The 18273-nt window shown below is 60.9% G+C and carries 12 protein-coding genes; 2 read left to right on the top strand and 10 right to left on the bottom strand.

The features are described 5' to 3' along the window. Positions 1–37 precede the first annotated feature (37 nt). The 7 genes from guaD to CK911_RS06210 all read right to left on the bottom strand — a co-directional run bounded on the left by guaD (position 38) and on the right by CK911_RS06210 (position 12139). Complete coding sequence (gene guaD / locus CK911_RS06240; RefSeq protein WP_098969353.1) at positions 38–1354, bottom strand: guanine deaminase; 1317 nt, start codon at positions 1352–1354, stop codon at positions 38–40. A gap of 52 nt (positions 1355–1406) precedes the next feature. Beyond that, positions 1407–2936 (bottom strand): nucleobase:cation symporter-2 family protein, encoded by a 1530-nt coding sequence (locus CK911_RS06235; protein WP_098969352.1) that lies wholly within the window; start codon positions 2934–2936, stop codon positions 1407–1409. 123 nt (positions 2937–3059) lie between these two features. Next, entirely contained in the window at positions 3060–5939 is a 2880-nt protein-coding gene (locus CK911_RS06230; RefSeq protein WP_216640698.1) for a molybdopterin-dependent oxidoreductase Mo/Fe-S-binding subunit, read from the bottom strand. After that, positions 5936–6712, bottom strand: coding sequence for a molybdopterin-dependent oxidoreductase FAD-binding subunit (gene ygfM / locus CK911_RS06225; protein WP_098969351.1), 777 nt, complete (start codon positions 6710–6712; stop codon positions 5936–5938). Before ygfM ends, CK911_RS06230 begins: the two co-directional genes overlap by 4 nt. Positions 6713–6794: 82 nt before the next feature. Next, entirely contained in the window at positions 6795–8123 is a 1329-nt protein-coding gene (gene ssnA, locus CK911_RS06220; protein ID WP_098969350.1) for a putative aminohydrolase SsnA, read from the bottom strand. A gap of 30 nt (positions 8124–8153) precedes the next feature. Continuing rightward, positions 8154–11276, bottom strand: coding sequence for a putative selenate reductase subunit YgfK (gene ygfK / locus CK911_RS06215; protein WP_098969349.1), 3123 nt, complete (start codon positions 11274–11276; stop codon positions 8154–8156). A gap of 332 nt (positions 11277–11608) precedes the next feature. Then, positions 11609–12139, bottom strand: a complete 531-nt coding sequence (locus tag CK911_RS06210; RefSeq protein WP_253860411.1) for an NTP transferase domain-containing protein — start codon at positions 12137–12139, stop codon at positions 11609–11611. Positions 12140–12257: 118 nt separating this feature from the next. Between CK911_RS06210 and yqeC the strand changes: the two genes are divergently transcribed. Both yqeC and yqeB read left to right on the top strand, forming a co-directional pair. Beyond that, positions 12258–13106: a selenium cofactor biosynthesis protein YqeC gene (yqeC, locus tag CK911_RS06205; protein WP_098969347.1), complete on the top strand. Its 849-nt coding sequence runs from the start codon at positions 12258–12260 to the stop codon at positions 13104–13106. A 27-nt stretch (positions 13107–13133) separates the two neighbouring features. After that, positions 13134–14726 (top strand): selenium-dependent molybdenum cofactor biosynthesis protein YqeB, encoded by a 1593-nt coding sequence (gene yqeB / locus CK911_RS06200; protein WP_098969346.1) that lies wholly within the window; start codon positions 13134–13136, stop codon positions 14724–14726. A gap of 104 nt (positions 14727–14830) precedes the next feature. Here the strand turns inward: yqeB and CK911_RS06195 are convergent, their stop codons facing one another. From CK911_RS06195 to arcC, 3 genes are all read right to left on the bottom strand, one after another. Continuing rightward, the gene (locus CK911_RS06195) at positions 14831–15916 is read right to left on the bottom strand and encodes a calcium/sodium antiporter (protein ID WP_098969345.1); all 1086 of its coding nucleotides are present in this window, start codon (positions 15914–15916) and stop codon (positions 14831–14833) included. A gap of 173 nt (positions 15917–16089) precedes the next feature. Further along, entirely contained in the window at positions 16090–17013 is a 924-nt protein-coding gene (locus CK911_RS06190) for a DMT family transporter (RefSeq protein ID WP_042021784.1), read from the bottom strand. A gap of 226 nt (positions 17014–17239) precedes the next feature. Continuing rightward, complete coding sequence (arcC, locus tag CK911_RS06185; RefSeq protein WP_098972485.1) at positions 17240–18172, bottom strand: carbamate kinase; 933 nt, start codon at positions 18170–18172, stop codon at positions 17240–17242. Between the last annotated feature and the right edge of the window lie 101 nt (positions 18173–18273).

The following is an 18273-nucleotide window of genomic DNA, read 5'->3' as shown; positions in this document are numbered from 1 at the left end:
TTCGTTGGGGCTGCGCCGCGGCAGCCCCCTCCAGCCCCTACCCCCGCTCGTGTACCAGTTGGCCATCCACATAGGTGCGGTAGATGGATCTGTCATCCCCCAGGGTCAACAGCACAAAGAGCTTGTCCCGCAGGGTGGTGGAGTTGTCATAACGCAGCTGCTGCAGCGGGGTGGCGACCGGGTCGAGCACCACGAAATCCGCCTCCTTGCCCACCGCAAAGCTGCCGATCTTCTCGTCCAGCCCCAGCGAATGAGCGCCGCCCAGGGTCGCCAGATAGAAGGCCTGATAGGCGGAGAGCCGCTCGCCCTGCAACTGCATCACCTTGTAAGCCTCGTTGAGGGTCTGCAGCATGTTGAAGGTGGTGCCCGCACCGATGTCGGTGCCCATCCCCACCTTTATCTGCTTGCGCCACGCCTTGTGCAGCTTGAACAGGCCACTGCCGAGATAAAGATTCGAGGTGGGGCAGAAGGCGATGGTGGAGCCGGTCTCCTTCAGGCAATCCCACTCCTGCTCTTCCAGATGGACGCAGTGGGCAAAGACGCAGTTGTGGCCGGTGAGGCCGTGCTGGTGATAGACATCGAGATAGCCCTTGTGCGCTGGGAAAAGGGATTTGACCCAGGCGATCTCATCCTTGTTCTCGCACAGATGGGTGTGCAGATAGGTGGTGGGAAACTCTTCGCGCAGTCGCCGCGCCATCGTCAGCTGCTCGGGTGTCGAGGTGGGTGCAAATCGTGGTGTGATGGCATAGAGCAGGCGGCCGTTGCCGTGCCAACGCTCGATAAGCGCCTTGCTCTGCACATAGCTGCTCTCGGCGGTATCGAGCAGATAGTCGGGGGCGTTGCGATCCATCATCACCTTGCCGGCGATCATCCGCATATTGATGCGGCTGGCCGCCTCGAACAGGGCGTCCACCGACTCGGGGTGAACGGTGCCGAACACCAGCGCCGTGGTGGTGCCGTTGCGCAGCAACTGCTTGATAAAGAAGGTGGACATCTCGCGGGCATACTCGAGATCGTTGTAGCGCCGCTCGGCCGGGAAGGTGTGACTGTTGAGCCACTCCAGCAATTGCTCGCCATAGGCCCCCACCATCTCGCTTTGCGGGTAGTGAATGTGGGTATCGACAAAGCCCGGCACTATCATCTTGCCGCGATAATCCCGCACCCGCACCTCGGCCGGAATGCGCGCCTTGCCCTCCTCCCACTCACCGAACCAGTCGATGCAACCGTTGCGAATGATCAGCAGACCATCCTCGATAAGACGGGCATTGGCCTCAATCTCCTCGGGCTGATCTACCACCCGGGTGATATCGAAGAAACTGCCGCGCACCGCTTTGACAGAGTTGTCGTTTTTCATAACCGTTTCCCTGTTTCTCTTGTTCTGTTGACGTTTTTTGCCGGTTTAACCGTCAGATCCGTTCCACTTGTGGCGCCACCGCTTGCCCGGGCACGTGCTCTGGTGAACCCTGTGGCTCACCCTTGCTGGCCGATGGTTGGCCCGCGCTGCGGGCGGTAAAGATCACATCCGGTTTGTCGCTTAGCTGGATAACCTCCACCGCCTCGGCATCCTTGACGGCCGCCTTGCGCTTGCGGCTTTGCGGCAACACCAGATTCATGATGATGGCGGTGATGCCGCCGGCGCAGATGGGGTTTTCCACCAAGACATAGAGGGCATCGGGCAGCACCCTGAAAACACTCGGGTCATAGGAGACACCGAGCCCAAGCCCGAGAGAGGTGGCCACAATCAGGGTCTCCCGCCGATCCATGCCGTGGGTCATGATGATCCGGCACCCCGCAATGGCGATCATGGAGAACATCAGCGTCATGGCCCCGCCGAGGACGGGTGATGGAATGGTGGTAAAGAAGCGACCCACCACCGGGAAGATGCCCATGATCACCAGGATCATGGCGATAAATTTGCCCACATGACGGGAGGCAACCCCGGTCATCTGGATCACCCCGTTGTTCTGGGAGAAGGTAGTGAGCGGCAGGGAACCCAGCGCCGAGGCGATCACAGATACCAAGCCATCGGCCAGCACCCCACCGGAGAGGCGGCGGGTGTACTCCTCCCCCTCCACCGGACGATGAGAGACCATGGCGGTGGCGGTCAGCGCCCCGACCGCTTCCAGCACGCTCAGCAGATAGATGGTGCCCGCCACCAGAAAGGCACCGAAATCAAAGGAGAAACCATATTTGAACAACATGGGCACGGTGATCAGGGGCAACCCCTGCAAGACAGAAAAGTCCACCATCCCCAGCATCATGGAGACCAGATAGCCCACCAGCAAGCCGATGGCGATCCCCCCCATGCGCAGCAGGGGGCTCTTGCAGCAGTTAAAACCGATGACGACTGCCAACACCAGCAAACCGACACCGAGATTTTCATAGTTACCGAAGGTACCGCTGCTCTTGGCCGCCATACCGCCGGCAAAGTCGATGATGCCGACCTTGATGAGACACAGACCGATCATCAGCACCACGATACCGCTCACTGTGGGGGTGATAACCCGGGTCAGATAGGGCAGCACAAAGGAGGCCCCCATCACCAGAAAGGCTCCGACGAAGGAGATCCCCATCAACGAGGAGATGATCTGGGCTTCGTCGATCCCCTCCTTCCCCATGGCGGTCCCGATCGAGATCATCACGGTGACGAACGAGAAGTTGACCGACTGAATGGAAAGGAGGCCCGAGCCAATTGGCCCGTAACGATGAACTTGCAACCAGGTGCCGATGCCAGAGGCGATCATCGACATCGAGACCAGATAGGTGGTGATCTCTTGGGAAAGATTAAGGGCGGCCCCGACGATCAGGGCCGGAGCAACCATAGGAACCAGTATGGCCAGTAGATGGGTCACAGCCCCGACCAGCGACTGGCCAAAGGGGGGCTTATCTTCCAAGGCGTAGATAAGATCAGAGTCCTTGCGCGATTTCTTAGACATCCTTCATTACTCCCGGCGTATCGAAAACGATCCAATAACCCCGGCGCATCACACCCCACAGTGACCCGGGTTGATCCGGCAGGGAGAGCTTGCTCCCCCTGCCGGTCTCTGCCTCTGTTGTGACTACAGCTTGCCCAGTTCCCGCAGGATCTGCTCCGGCGTGAAGTGCCACTTGCGCAGCCAGACACCGCAGGCGTCGTGGATGGCGGTAGCGATGGCAGGCGCGGCACCGTTCACCCCGATCTCCGAGATGGACTTGGCGCCGTAGGGGCCGACCTTGTCGTCACTCGGTACCAGGAAGGCCCGGAAGTCGCGGGGAATATCGCCAATCTTGGGCGCGCCATAGCTCTTAAGATCCCGGGTGAGCGGGATGCCCTTGCTGTCGTAGCAAATCTCCTCGGTCATGGTGTGGCCGATGGCCCGCATGGTCGCCCCGTAGATCTGGCCGAGGGCCAGCTCGGGGTTAATGGGGGTGCCGCAGTCGAGCAGGGCGTAGAACTTGTCGAGGCGGATCTCGCCGGTTCTGACGTTGACCGCCACCTCAGCGAAGTTGGCCCCATACGGAAAGGCGAGCTCCGAGGTGATGTAGCTGGCGGTGCCCACCAGAATGCCAAAACCGGTGCCGGTCTCTGACTTGTGGGCAATCTTGGCAAGAGAGACCTCCCCCAGCTTGCCACGCACCAGGCCCGGGAACTCCAGCTCCACATCTTCTACCGGCTCGCCCAGCATGGCGGCGCCGTGCAGCAGGATCTTCGCCTTGAGGTTCTCGGCCGCCATCTTGGCCGCGTTGCCGGAAAAGCAGGTACCGGACGAGGCATAGGCCCCCTTGTCGAACAGGGCGTGATCGGTGTCGCCCGAAATCACATGCACATCGCTGAGCGGGCAACCCAGCACTTCGGCGGTCAGCTTGGCCACCACGGTATCCAGACCTGTACCGATATCGGCGCCACCTGAGTGGACGATAAAGGTGCCGTCCGATTCCAGCTTGACCATGCAGTTGGCCTGATCGATATCGGGGATCCCCGATTTTTGCATGATGATGGCGACGCCACGACCGATGCGCCAATCACCTTCAGCGGGTTTGGGGCTATCCCAAGCGATGAGCTCGCGACCCTGCTTGAGGATGGGCTCGAGTGCGCAGCTGGCGGCGTGGGGCACAGAAGTAGGCATCTTGCCCTCGCCGATGGCCCCCAACACCTTGAGGATGTCCCCTTCGTGCACCCGGTTGTGCTCCACCATGTCGAGCTGGTCGATCCCCAGTTTCTCGGCCAGTTCGGCAATCGCCATGGTCAGCGCGAAGTTGCCCTTGGGCGCACCGTAACCCTGATAGGCGCCGGTCGGGCAGATGTTGCTGTAGTAGGTGTTGACGGTAAAGCGCACGTTGTCGCACGGGTAGAGCGGCAGAGAGAGCGCCGGGCCATTGCTCGGCACCGTCAGGGAGTGGTTGCCGTAAGGGCCGGTGTTGGCACGAAAATCCATCTCGATGGCGGTAATGGTGCCATCTTTTTTGGCCCCCACTTTCACCTTCACCTTGGCCACGTGGCGGGAGGTGTTGCTGATGAACTCCTCTTCACGGGTGTAGCGGAAGGTGACCGGACGGCCGGTGACCTTGGTCGCCCAGGCGCACACCTCTTCCAGCAGAATATCCTGCTTGGAGCCAAAGCCGCCCCCTACCCGCTCCTTGATCACGTGCACCTGATGCTGCTTGAGGCCGACGATGCGCGCCACCTGACGGCGCACGTGCCACGGCACCTGAGTGGAGGCGTGGATCACCAGACGATCCCCATCCATGTAGGTAAAACAGATGTGCGGTTCGGTCGGGCACTGCTGGGCCTGGGTCGATTCGTAGGTGCGCTCGACAATCTCGTCCGCCTCGGCAAACCCTTTTGCCACGTCACCAATCTGGCCATGGACGCTGGCGGCCAGGTTCTCGTGCGGGCGGGAACCGATGGGGAAGTTGATGATCATGTGCTCGTCGCCGCGACGCACCGAGCAGACGTTCTGCTGCTCAAGATCTGCAGGCGCACCGGCCATGTAGATGATGGGCTCGTCGTGCACCAGCGGGGCATTGGGGGCCATCGCCTCATCGATGTTCATGACCGCCGGCAGCACCTGATACTCGACCTCGATGAGTTTCAGGGCAGCCAGCGCGACCGCTTCGCTCTCGGCCACCACGGCGGCGACCCGGTCACCCACGTGACGTACCTTGCGGCTAAACATGCGGCGATCGAGCGGTGACGGCTCGGGGGCACTCTGGCCACCCGGGGTGTAAAACACATCCGGGCAGTTGAGATGGGTAATGACGTGCACCACACCCGGCAGCGCTTGCGCGCGGCTCACATCGAGCTTGGTGATCACCGCATGGGGATGGGGGCTGCGCAGCATCTTGATGATCAGCGCATCCTCGGTAACCCGATCCTCCACGTAGCAGGGCTTGGCCTGTACCATCTTGGCAGCGTCCACTTTCGGGCAGCTCTTACCGATATGGCGCAGATCATCGCGAAACTCCGGGGCGATCTGGCACAGATAATCCGGGTTCTTCATCCGCGAGCAGGCCAGCTCGATGGCCTGATAGAACTGCTGGTAACCGCCATCGCGGTGAAACAGGCCCGAGAGGGCATCGTCGATTTGATCACGGGTGGGCTCGGGATGGCGATCAAGCAGGTCGGTGACGATGAGCGCGGCGGCCGGATCGTTGTAACCGGACTGCACCACACCTACATCCACCATGGCCTGCTGCACCAGACTGAGCTGGTTCCAGCTGCCCAGCGACTCGGCGGTGCGCACGTCTGATCCATCCAGCTGGGCGGCGATCAGCAGGGAAGCGTTGATCACCTTGCCGTTGAAGAAAATGGCATCGGAGCCAGCGAAACCGAAGCCGTCGTCGCTGTTGCGCACCGAGTGCATCCGGCACTGGTTGAACAGCACCATTTGAGCGTTATCACCGGCCTTGCAGATGACGGTACGCAGGGCACCGTTCAGGGTAAAGTTGAGTTCCATCATGCTTGCACCTCCTGCTGCTGGCAGTCCACCAGCAGATCCGCCACCACCACGCCGGTGATATACCGCTTGTAACTTATGCTGCCCGCCAGATCCTCACGGGGCGCAATCAGCTCGCTCACGGCGGCCTCCAGTGCGGCATCGTGCAGATCGCGGCGCTCCAGATCCCGCAAACGCATCGGCTGCGGCGTGACGCCAGCAACGGCCACCCGCATCTCGCCAATGCTGTCGAGGGCCACCGCGGCGGTCATCACCGCCAAGCCATCGGCGTTGCGGCTGATACGACGGGTGGTGCAGCGCAGTTCAGGCTCCGGCAGCACAATCCCCAGCACCAGGGCATTGCGCTGCCCCGCCAGATAGGCGTCGATGGGTTGCAGCAGGTTGTTTTCCAGCACCACTACCGCTTCGAGTACCAGCAGAACCGGCAGCAAGGGGGAGTCCTGCTGCTGACAGGCAAGTTCGCCACCAATGGTGGCCTGATTGCGCAGATGGCGGGAGTAGACAAACCCCAGCGCCTCGCACAGGGCGGCCGGGGTACGGGGATCCTCTTTCAGGGTCTGCAGGGTGACGGTGGCGCCGATATGGAGCTGGCCGTGCTGCTGCTCAATCTGGTCAAGCCCCAGCTTGTCCAGTGAGATGGCGACCTTCTTGTCGGTGCGGGTCGGGGCGGCGTTAAGCTTGCTGCCGCCCCCCATGTAGACGGCGTCGTTGCCGAAGCTGGCCTTGAGTTCCAAAGCCTGACCCAGTTGCTCGGGTCGGAAGAATTGCTCAATCATGTGTCGTCCTTACTCTTGCTGCCCGCCGCCGGGGCGAATCCACTGGGCGGGCAATCCGGTCCAAAAACTGCGGAAGGTGGCCTTAGGCCAGCTGATCCATCCGTTGCCACAGGCGGCTCGCCACCTTGCGGGCCTGCTCATAAATGGGCGCGACATCGAACGGGAACTCGCGGTCCTGATAGACCATGCGCCCCTCCACCATCACGCTGTTGACGCTGGCAGAACCCATGCCGAAGGCGAGATGGCCACCGAGGTTGCGTGGCGCCAGCGGGGTCGGTGCGTCGTAGTCGCAGATGGTGAGGTCGGCTTTGTAGCCAGGCTCCAGGCGGCCAAACTTGGCGCCGAAGTTGCGCTCCAGCAGGGTGTTGCCGTTCCACAGGAAGCGGGCAAAGCTGTCGGGCCACAGCGCGCCGCCGGCATCCTTGTGCTTGAAGTAGGCAAACTTGAGCTCTTCGAGCATGTCGGAGCCGATGCCGTCGGTGCCGAGCGCCAGATTGCGATACTCCGGTAGATGCATGTTGTAGCCCACGTGGTTGTTCATGTTGGAGCGGGCGTTGTGCACCAGGAAGGCATCGCGGCTGTTGAGCAGCTCGATGTCGGCCGGGCTCAGGAAGATACCGTGGGCGATCAGGGTCTTGCTGTCGATAAGGCCAAACTCATCCAGCCGGGCGATGGGCTCCTTGCCATAGTGGTGATGGCCGTGGGCCATGTCGTAGCGGTCTTCCGCCACATGGATATGCAGACCGCGACCGGTGACCTGCACCGCTTCGCGCAGCATGGCCAGCCCCTCGTCGGGCACGGTGAAGGGGGCGTGGGCGCCAATATGGGCCTCCACCAGATAGGGTTCGTTCCCCTTGGCCTTGGCCGCATCGATCTGTTGGGCGAACAGGATGTTCTCCTCCACCCCAGCCTGCAGCTCGGCGAGGCCGCCGTTGCGATCCGTGGTCTCGAAGCAGGTCATGCCGCGCAGACCCGCCTCCATAAACCCTTTGCGCAGCACGTTCAGGGAGCCCTTGATGAAATTGGGAGAGGCGTGGTGGTCGATCACCGCGCTGCAGCCGCTCTTGATTGCCTCCAGCGAGCAGATGAGACCGCTGTAGTAGAGGGACTCCTCATCAAGCGCCCGATCGAGCCGCCACCAGAGGTTTTTCAGGGTGGAGATAAAGTCCGGGCAGGGGGCGATATTGGCCATGATCCCCCGCGACAGGCCGGAGTAGAAGTGGTTGTGGGCACAGACGATGCCCGGCATCACCAGCTTGCCGCCCATCTCCCGATAGTTGGCCTCCGGGTAGAGGGCCCGCAGATTGGGCCCCACCGCTTTGATAAACGATCCTTCGATGGCGATATCCACCCCTTCCAGTACCCGGGTCGGCTCCAGCTGGACGGCGGTGACGTTTTTCAGAATAAACATGGTGTGCTCCTTCGCTTATTCGTTATTCGCTCAGGCCTCGACGGCCCCCAGCAGGTAGTGGTGATGGGCGTGGACATGGCTGATGATGCGGCACATGTCGCCAAGGGCCGCTGGCGCGTCCTTGATCCGGCTCTGGGCGTCTATGGTCAGGCGATAGGTCTCGCCATCCTGACGCACCTGCAGATCACCACACCCTTCGCCGGTTTGGGCCAGATAGAAACCGGGGTTGCGGCTGTTATCGAAATCCTGCGGCAGGCTGAAGATGGTGACCTTGTCCTGATAGGGCTTGCCCTGCCACGGGCAGAACTGGGCGCAGTTGCCGCACTCGTTGCAGTAGGCATCCAGGTGCAGGGTCTGGAACTGATCCTTGAAGCCCGGCACCGCGATGGCAACGTTGGCCCGGTTGGGGCAGACATCCACGCACTTGCTGCAGAGGTAGTTGCACTCGAGGCAGCGGTGCGCCTCTTGCGCCACGAAGGCCTCCCGCTCGTTCTTGTCAACCATGGTGACGGCGATGCTTCCCTTGCGACGGTAGATCTCGTCCTTGCCCGACGGCTGGATTGAGACCTCGGCCTGACTGCCAGCGATATGCTCGCGAGAGAGCACCAGATCCGCGGCACGGCGGGCACCGCCGATGGCACCGACGATGGAGGACGGGCCGCTCTGCACGTCACCAATGAGGAAGACGTTGCGACGGCTGGTTTCACCGGTCTGGCCATCCACCTCGGGCCAGCCATCACTACCCAGGGGAATGCCCATGGCTTTCAGTACTTCGCAATCTGGCTGCTCGCCGATGGCGGTGATCAGCGCATCCATCTGCATCACTTCGGTCTGCTCGGTGGGCACCGGACGGCGGCGGCCTTTCTCGTCAGGATCCCCCAACGCCATCATCCGCACGGTGAGCTTGCCATCTTTGTCAAAGCGCTCCGGATTGGTGAGGAAGCAAAAACGCACCCCATCCTCCACCGCTTCCAGATACTCCTCACGGTAAGCAGGCATCTCTTTTTCGCTGCGACGGTAGATCACGGTCACATCGCTGACACCCGACACCTTGAGAGCGGCGCGGGCACAGTCCATGGCGGTGTTACCGGCGCCGATCACCGCCACATGGCGGCCCAGCGGCAGCGGCTTGCCCTGATTGAAGCTGCGCAGGAAATTGAAGGACTTGTAGACCCGATCATGACCCCCTTCGAGACGCATGCCGCCATTCTTGTCGGCGCCGATGCCGACGAAGACATAGGTAAAGCCCTGGGCGTGCAGCTTGTCGACCGTGAGCGCCGGATCGCAACCAAACTCGAACTTGACCCCGTGAGCGGCGACAAAGTCGATATCGTGCTGGATAAGCTCGGCCGGAATGCGGAACTCGGGGATGATGTGCTTGACCACGCCACCGGCATCCGCTTCGCGCTCGAACACGGTGACCGGGTGACCGGCGCGGGCCAGGAAATAACCGGCGGAGAGACCGGCCGGGCCGGCGCCAATCACCGCAACCGGATGCTTGTCACCACTGCCTGCCGGCTTGTGCCAGCGAGCCTTGTACCCTTCCCAGCCGCGCTCCAGCGCCACTTTTTTCAGCTCGCGGATATTGAGCGGGCTGTCGTAATCCAGACGAGTACAGTTGTACTGGCACTGGTGATCACAGATATGGCCGGTGATGGCGGGCAAGGCGTTGCGCTGATAAATCAGTTCAAGGGCCGCCACGTATTCACCCTCGCCCATCAGGCGAATGTACTCGGGGATATCCTGATGCACGGCGCACGCGGTCACACACGGCGCGACGTAGCAGTCGGTCATCGGCAGACCGCCGCCCACTTCGATACGATCGTCGGACTTCCACTCCTTCTGGGTGTAATCCATGGTGAGGGCCTTGGCGGCCAGCGCTTCCAGCTTGGCCACATCTACCTGACTCATGCCCCAGCTGTCGGAGGCGTCGATCTCTTTGAGGCACTCAATCTGGCGCAGGTAACCACCCGGTTTCAGCAGGTCGGTCGCCATGGTGATGGGACGAATGCCGGTTTCGAAGATCTCGGCGATGTTGAACTTGCTGGCACCACCGGAGTAGGAGATGGGCAGCTTGCCATCGAAGGCGCGGGACAGCACGGCCGCCACGTTGATGGAGAGCGGGAACAGCGCCCGGCCGGACATATACATCTCATCCCCCGGCAGCGCCCCTTTACGGTTGATGGTGCCGAGGGTGTTGGTGAGCTTGACCCCGAAGGTGAGCCCCTTCTCGGCCCCCAGCGCCATCAGGCGGGCCAGCATGGCCTTGGCCTGATCCAGCTTGAGGTCGTGATCGAACGACTCTTCGCTCAGACCAATGTAATCAAAGCCGCAGGTGTCGAGGATCTCGCGCACCCGCGGGTAGCCCAGCAGGGTCGGGTTGAGTTTAACGAAGGTGTTGAGCCCCTTCTCTTCCAGCATGTAGCGGCAGATGGCCTCGATCTCGTTGGGCGGGCAGCCGTGCATGGTGGAGAGGGTGAGGCCGTGAACCATATCGGCTGGAATGCGATCCGCCAGTTGTTGCAGACGATCGCGGCGGGCACCCAATCCCAGCTCGGCGATAAACTGCTCGTCGGCCACCAGTTCGCGCAGCACTTGCTGGTACTCGGCAAACTTCGGACTGGTGCTTGCATCCTTCAGGCTGTGGATGAACTGCTGCATCGGCGGCTGTTTGATGCCATCGAGGTTGTACCCCACGCTCATGTTGAAGATGAAGGACTTGGCCTCTCCATCGAGGCGCGGGTCAAACACCTCCTCCAGCAGGTAGAGGGCAAACCAGGCTTTCAGATACTCGTCAAACGCCTTGGGCAGGGTGAACTCGGTGGACCACTCGGTGTTGAAGCACTCATCCTCGGCGTCGATACAGGGCTTTGCCAGTTCAAGACGGTCCAGGATCTGCACCGTCTTGAGCTCGATAAAGCGCCCGCCGGTCAGCCAGGAGGTGACGATGTTCTGGGCCAACTGGGTATGGGGGCCAGCCGCCGGGCCAATGGGGGTCTCGCAGGTTTCACCGAACACCTTGATCTTGCGCTCGTCCTGCTTGCGATAAAATTGCGCGGCGGGAATACCGAAAATGCTCTGACTCTCTTTATATTCCGCGAAAATACGGGTCAGCAGGTTCTTGAACGGAACGGGTCGCATAATATCGCCCATGGCTATCTCCTTGCAGCTGTTCTGCCCATTGGCAGCATGAATAAATGGGGTATCCCGCACGGGCTTTACCCCTTGGCAAGGAGAGGAGCAACTATCAGGCCACTACAGTTACAAAACTAGCTACAAAGCTATTTTTTAGGGTAAAAGCGTGAGACAGCTTCAATTAATGGGGAGAATTTACGAAGCCACCATTATGGGTGTTGCGAGTAGTTATCAATCACTCAAGAATTTATTCAGCCAGCGGCTTAACAAGAGCTCGCCCTATCAACTAAAGCGCGAGAAATATCACTTTGATACGCCATTTATCTCCCCGTTATCTTTTTAAAACGGGGTTATTTCGCGCGCTCACGCTCATTTTCCAGCGCACCGCCCAGCAGCGCCTGATAACGCTCCGGGGTATCCACATCAAACAGGATGGCGGGGCTGTCGACCGGTACCAGACGGTGGGAATGCCCTTGCAACCAGCGCCGTACCGACGGCTGCACCGGGGCTGCTGCCAGCTCGCGGGCAAGGGATTTTGGCAGCAACACCGGATGGCCCGCCTCCCCATGCCAGGTGGGAAAGAGCGCCTCCCGGCCCCGTTCCAACCATAGCTGTTGATAGATATCGCGCGGGATACAGGGGAGATCCCCGTGGCTGATAAAGAGGTAATCTGCGTCACTGGCCGCCAGGGCGCAGCGGATCGAACTGCCCAGCCCCTGCTGATAGTCGGGGTTGTGGACGACAACAATATCCGGCCGCTCAAGATAGCGCGCTTGAAGCTCCTCGCCACGATGGCCCACCACCAGAATAACCCGCTGACAAAAGGCCAGGGCATTTTTGAGACTTGCATCAAGCATTGTTCCCTGGCAATAAGGTAGCATCATTTTCCAGGTACCCATTCGGGAAGATAAACCCGCCGCCGTTATTATACAGTCACACTGCACTTGTTCCTGGCAACGTTGTTTTCCACTCCCTTCGATATTTATTTTGGTCGTCATTATGTCGCTACCACACGCTGTTGCTGTCGCATTTCCAGATATAGAACTGCTATTAAACCCGCTCACCAAAAATATTGATAGCCATACCACCTTAATTAGCCTCTGCGGGGCCGGTGGAAAAACCAGCACCCTGTTCTGGCTGGCGGAATATTTTTATAAACAGGGTAAGAGGGTGCTAATTACCACCACCACCCGGATGTTTCTGCCTGCCCCGTCACACTATCGGGAATTGATCCTGGAAGCCGACCCCGTCCGCCAGCTGACCCGCTGCCAACAACTGCCCGATGAACCGACCCTGGTCGCCCTGTTCAGCCATATCGATCAGGCCAGCGGCAAGGTGGCGGGCCCCACGCCCCAGCAGGTTGATCTCATCAAGGGGCAGCAGCGCTTCGATCTCATCCTGGTCGAAGCGGATGGCGCCAATCACAAGTTATTGAAAGTGCCCGCTTTGCACGAACCTTGCATTCCCCAGAGCAGTGATTGGGTGATCGCCCTGACGGGCGGCGCCATGGTGGGGGCCAAGGCGGACCCGCAGCAGATCCACCGCTGGGCCGAACTCCAGGCCCTGTGCGGGATAGAGGCCGGTGCCCCCCTCGACTGGATGCTGTTTCACCAGCTGATCTGCCACCCTCAAGGGATGTTCAAGGGCACCCCGGCCAAGGCACGCCGGATCTGGTTTATCAATGGCGATTATCAAAATGAGGCGTCATGGCAGCAGCCATTGATAAACCTGCTGGCCCGGCATCCCGAGCTCCACGCCATCTGGCAGGGGGCAGTACGCGAGCCACAGCCCATTCGCCACGCACTCGGCTACTTCGCCCAGGATGAGGCTCAGCCGCCTCGCCCATGATGGTTTAAGGATAAGAAGAGGTACCTTATGAATCTTTTTTCACACGCAGCCCGACTGGAACAGGAGAACACTCCGTTCGCCATTGCCCAGATCATCGAGAGCCGCGGCTCCACTCCCCGCCATCAGGCCCAGATGCTGGTGATGGCCGATGGCCAGATCCTCGGCACCATCGGCGGCGGCATGATTGAACGGCTGGTGATCGAAGAGGCGGTGGCGGCCATTGGTGAGCGCAAGCCCCGCATCTTCCACGGGCGGATGGCCCGCAACGGCGAACATGCGGTGGGGTCGGACTGCGGTGGCGCCATGTCGGTCTATATCGATGTCTATGGCCTGCGCCCCCGTCTGGTACTGATCGGCGCAGGTCACGTCAACCGGGCGCTGGCCCATGCCGCCGCGCCGCTGGGTTTTGATATCCATGTGGGCGACTGTTTTGAAGGGAGCCTCAACCCCGATCACTTCCCCGCCGGTACTCACCTCAAGCAGGCCGATACCATCAGCACGGTGATCGAGGCGCTGGCCATCGAGCCTGCCAACTTCGTCATCATCGCCACCAACCATCAGGACAAGGAGGCGCTGGATCGGCTGATCAGCCGTCCCCTCGCCTATCTGGGGCTGCTCGCCAGCAAGCGCAAGGTGCAGACCTTCACCCAGGCCCTGCGCCAGCAAGGGATAAGCCAGACCCAACTGCAGCGGCTGCACGCTCCCATCGGCTACAACATAGGTGCCGAGACTCCCGAGGAGATCGCCATCAGCATCCTCGCCGAGCTGCTGCAGGTGAAAAACGGCAAGGCGGGTGGCCTGATGCAAGACGATGTGCGCCTCAAGCGGGATCAACTGGTGGTGATGCGCGGCTCCGGCGATATCGCCACCGGCGTCGCGTTGCGGCTGCACAATGCTGGCTTCAAGGTGGTGATGCTGGATCTCGACAAACCCACGGTGATCCGTCGCACCGTCGCCTTCGCCCAGGGGATGTTCGACGGCGAAACAAGCGTCGAGGGGGTGCGCGCCAAGCGGGTCGAGAGTGTCGAGCAGGCGTTCGAGCAGCTGGATCGGGGCATCATTCCGCTGCTGGTTGACCCCGAGTGCGCCACCCTCGCCGAGCTCAAACCGCGCTATCTGGTGGATGCCATCCTCGCCAAGCAGAACCTCGGCACCCACAAGGAGATGGCCCCCATCACGGTGGCCCTTGGCCCGGGCTTTGAGGCAGGACGCGACTGCGATGCGGTGATCGAAACCAACCGCGGCCATCATCTGGGCCGAGTTATCTATCAGGGCCCCGCCCAGCCCAACACAGGCATTCCCGGGGTGATCGAGGGTCACTCCGCCCGCCGGGTGGTGCGCGCCCCCGCCCCCGGGGTGATGAAGAGCCTGATCAAGCTCGGCGATCTGGTGCAGGAGGGGGATGTGATTGCCCATGTGGGGGATGCTCCCATTATCGCGCCGCTCTCTGGCATGGTGCGGGGGTTGCTGAGCGATGGCATCGAAGTACCAGTCGGCTTCAAGATTGGCGATATCGACCCCAGAGGCGAGCGCGCCGATGCCACCACCGTCTCTGACAAGGCCCGCGCTATTGGTGGCGCAGTGCTGGAAGCCATGATGCACCTGGCCAAGCGCAGATAAGGGCACAGCGCGTCCCCCTCACCAAGAAAAAGCCCCACCGTGATGGTGGGGCTTTTTTCGATCTGTCGGGTTATGCCGCTCCCTTTACCTCAGGGAGGTCTGCATCACGACGGGGTTCGTTGCAAACGCCAGGCACGCACCGACAGCACCACCAGAGTGATAGCGGTCAGCGGCAGCACGAAACCGGTCAGCGCCGCACTGAACTGGCTTTGCAGCGGATTAGATGTGGCGTGCAGGATCAGCCAGGTGGTGTAGCCGATGTAAAAGGCCAGAAACAGCGCCCCTTCCCAACGGGCGATGGTGTAACCGGTGAAGAAGATGGGCAAGCAGGCGAGCGCCACCGCAATCATCACCGGAATATCGAACTGCAGGGCGGTGGCCGACACCTCGAGCCCTCCCGGCGTCACCATGGAGGTGAGCCCCAGCACGCAGAGAATATTGAAAATGTTGCTGCCTACCACGTTGCCCACCGCGATATCCCGCTCCCCGCGCAAGGCGGCGACGATGGAGGTCACTACCTCCGGCAGTGAGGTGCCGACGGCCACTATAGTGAGGCCAATCACCAGATCGCTCACCCCGAAGTAGTGGGCAATCTCCACCGCGCTGCTGACCAGCAGGCGGGAGCCAAGGATCAACATCCCCAATCCCGCCACGATAAAGAGCAGATTGCGGGGCAAGCTGTGGGGCGTCTCGGGCTCCTTCTGGCCAAACTCCTGCTCATATTCCGCCTGTACCGCCTTGGTTTCACGGCGACTCTGGACAAACAGAAACACGGTATAGGCGACGACACCAGCAAACAGCAGCGCCCCTTCGAAGGCTGAGATCCGGCCATCCCAACCAAACAGCAGCACCAGCACTGAAATGGCGATCATCAACGGCACATCGAAACGCACCAGCTGCTGCGAAACTACCAACGGCACAATCAAGGCCGAGACGCCGAGAATAAACAGCACGTTGAAGATATTGCTGCCGACCACGTTACCCACCGCGATACCCGCCTGTCCCTCGAGGCCAGACTGAATGCTCACCGCCAGTTCAGGGGCACTGGTCCCAAAAGCGACTATGGTCAATCCCACCACCAGCGGGGAGATACCCATCATGGTGGCGAGGCGCGATGCCCCTCGCACCAGAGATTCAGCCCCCACCACCAGACACACCAGGCCTATGGCCAACCACATCAGCGTCATCATACGGTTTCATCCTTGCCGTTACGTTCGTTGAAATAATTACATTGAATCATATACCTGCGTTCCAACGCAGCTATGTAACGACATAGTAACGAGAGGTTGCTCTGCTGTCGCGGGCTCTTTTAAGAGCGCCTTGAACCACGCCAAACTAACCCCAGCGCCGGATCGCTAACCGCTCAACCGTGCTTGATACGGGTCTCACCCGCCACCGACACCACGGAGCGCTTGCCCTTGCGGCTGATCACCAACAGCGCCAGCACGATAAGGCCAATACCGCTCCCCTCTACCGGCCCCGGATTTTCCCCAAGCAGCCACCAGGAGAGCAGCACGCCAGTCACCGGCACCGCCAGGGTGCTGAGGCTGGCTACCCCTGCCGGCAGTTTTTTCAGCACAAACAGCCAGAGACTCCAGGCAATGGCGGTGGCGAAGATGGCGCTATAGGCCAGCGCCCCCATCACATAGGGCTGCCAGTCGATGGGCCGCTCTGGCACCAGCGCCGCCACCAACGTCATCACGATAGTGGCGTAGATCATCTGCCAGGTGGTGAGGGACATCAGATCCACTCCGGGGTGGCGGGCATACATCCGCTTGGCGATGATAGCGCTGATCCCCCAGCAGATGCCGGAGGCAATCCCCAGCAGCGCGCTCTTGAGGGATTCAAGGTGCAGCAGCCAGGGCTGGATCACCAACAGCAGCCCGCAGGCGGCCACCCCGACCGCCAGATAGTGCAACTTGCGCAACCGCTCCCCCAAAAAGAGCGCCGCGAAGATCACCACCCAGAACGGCATGGTGTAACTCAAAATGGCCACCTTGCCCGCCCCGCCGCTGATCAGGGCCCACTGGGCCAGCCCCACCATGCCGCAGGTCTGGAACAGGGCGATGGCGAGGGTATAGCGAAACGGGGTGGGTTTGAGGTAACGGCGGCCGCGCAGGGCCTGCACCAGCAATAACACCAGGGAACCGCACAGGCAGCGCAGGGCGGTGAACTCGAAGGCCCCCGCGTAGAGCATCACCTGCTTCATCACGATCCAGCTGTAACTCCAGATGGCGGTGAGCAGGACTAACCCCCCCAGCGCCGCCATATTGATCTTTGTGCTCATTTCGTACCACGCATTGCTCTGCCTTTCGCCTTTTATTCTGGTTGGTCACCCCTTCTCGGGGTGGCCATCTTACCCCTGTGCTGGCGGGCTGCCCACGATCTACGTGGCAAATAGCCTACGGACAAATTGCCCGTGGGCAAATCGAGCTCAGCCAAAGTGGCGCCCTTGCCAAAAAACAGCAGGGGGCCAAGGCCCCCTGCGCATATATCAACCGTAGAGACGCCAGTTACTGGCTGATCAGGGTGCCGGTCTTGCCAGCGATCCCCTCGGCGGCTTTCTCCAGCAAGGTGATGAGGGATTTGCGCCCCGGCAGGGAGGTGGCAAAGGAAAGCGCTGCCTCCACCTTGGGCAACATGGAGCCCTTGGCAAACTGCCCCTGGGCGATAAAGCTGTTGGCATCGGCCACGCTCAGGGTATCGAGCCACTGCACATCGGGCTTGCCGAAGTTGATGGCGACTTTCTCCACCGCAGTGAGGATGATCAGCATGTCGGCATCAATCAGTTCCGCCAGCTTGGCACTGGCCCAATCCTTGTCGATCACTGCGCTGGCACCACGCAGGTGGTTGCCCTCCCGCAGCACCGGAATACCGCCCCCCCCGACGGTGATCACCACCTGACCGGCGGCCAGCATGGCGGTGACTGTCTCTTTTTCGATAATGTTAATGGGCTTGGGAGATGCCACCACCCGGCGATAACCACGACCGGCATCCTCCTTGAGGTGCTCACCCTGCGCCATCAGTACCTCGGCCTCCTCCTTGCTGAAGAAACCGCCGATGGGTTTGCTGGGATCGAGGAAGGCGGGATCGTTTTTATCCACCTCAACTTGCGTCACCAGAGTAGCGACCGGCTTGTGGATGCCGCGCTCCAGCAAGGCTTCGCGCAGGGCGTTTTGCAGGTCATAACCGATGTAGCCCTGACTCAGAGCCACGCAGACCGACATCGGTAGATGGGGGGATTTCGGCTCATAGCGGGCCGCCACCTCGAATGCCTGCTGGATCATCCCCACCTGCGGGCCGTTGCCGTGGGTGACCACCACCTCATGACCCTCGGCGATCAGGTCGGCGATGGTGTGCGCCGTGCTCTGCACCGCTTTCATCTGTTCTGGCAAGTTGTTACCCAGAGCGTTGCCCCCCAGGGCCAGTACGATACGCTGTTTCATCTTGTTATCTCCAATGATGGGACAAACCGGCGCCATACCGGCTCCCTGTAGTTGTTCTGCCTGTCGTTGTGTTGCTGCGGCGAAAGCCGCAGAGATCCGCC

It is taken from the genome of Aeromonas sp. CU5, assembly GCF_002586745.1.
Classification (GTDB): Bacteria; Pseudomonadota; Gammaproteobacteria; order Enterobacterales; family Aeromonadaceae; genus Aeromonas; species Aeromonas sobria.
The sequence above is the reverse complement of the archived record's forward strand: the minus strand, read 5'-3'. Positions and strand labels throughout refer to the sequence as shown.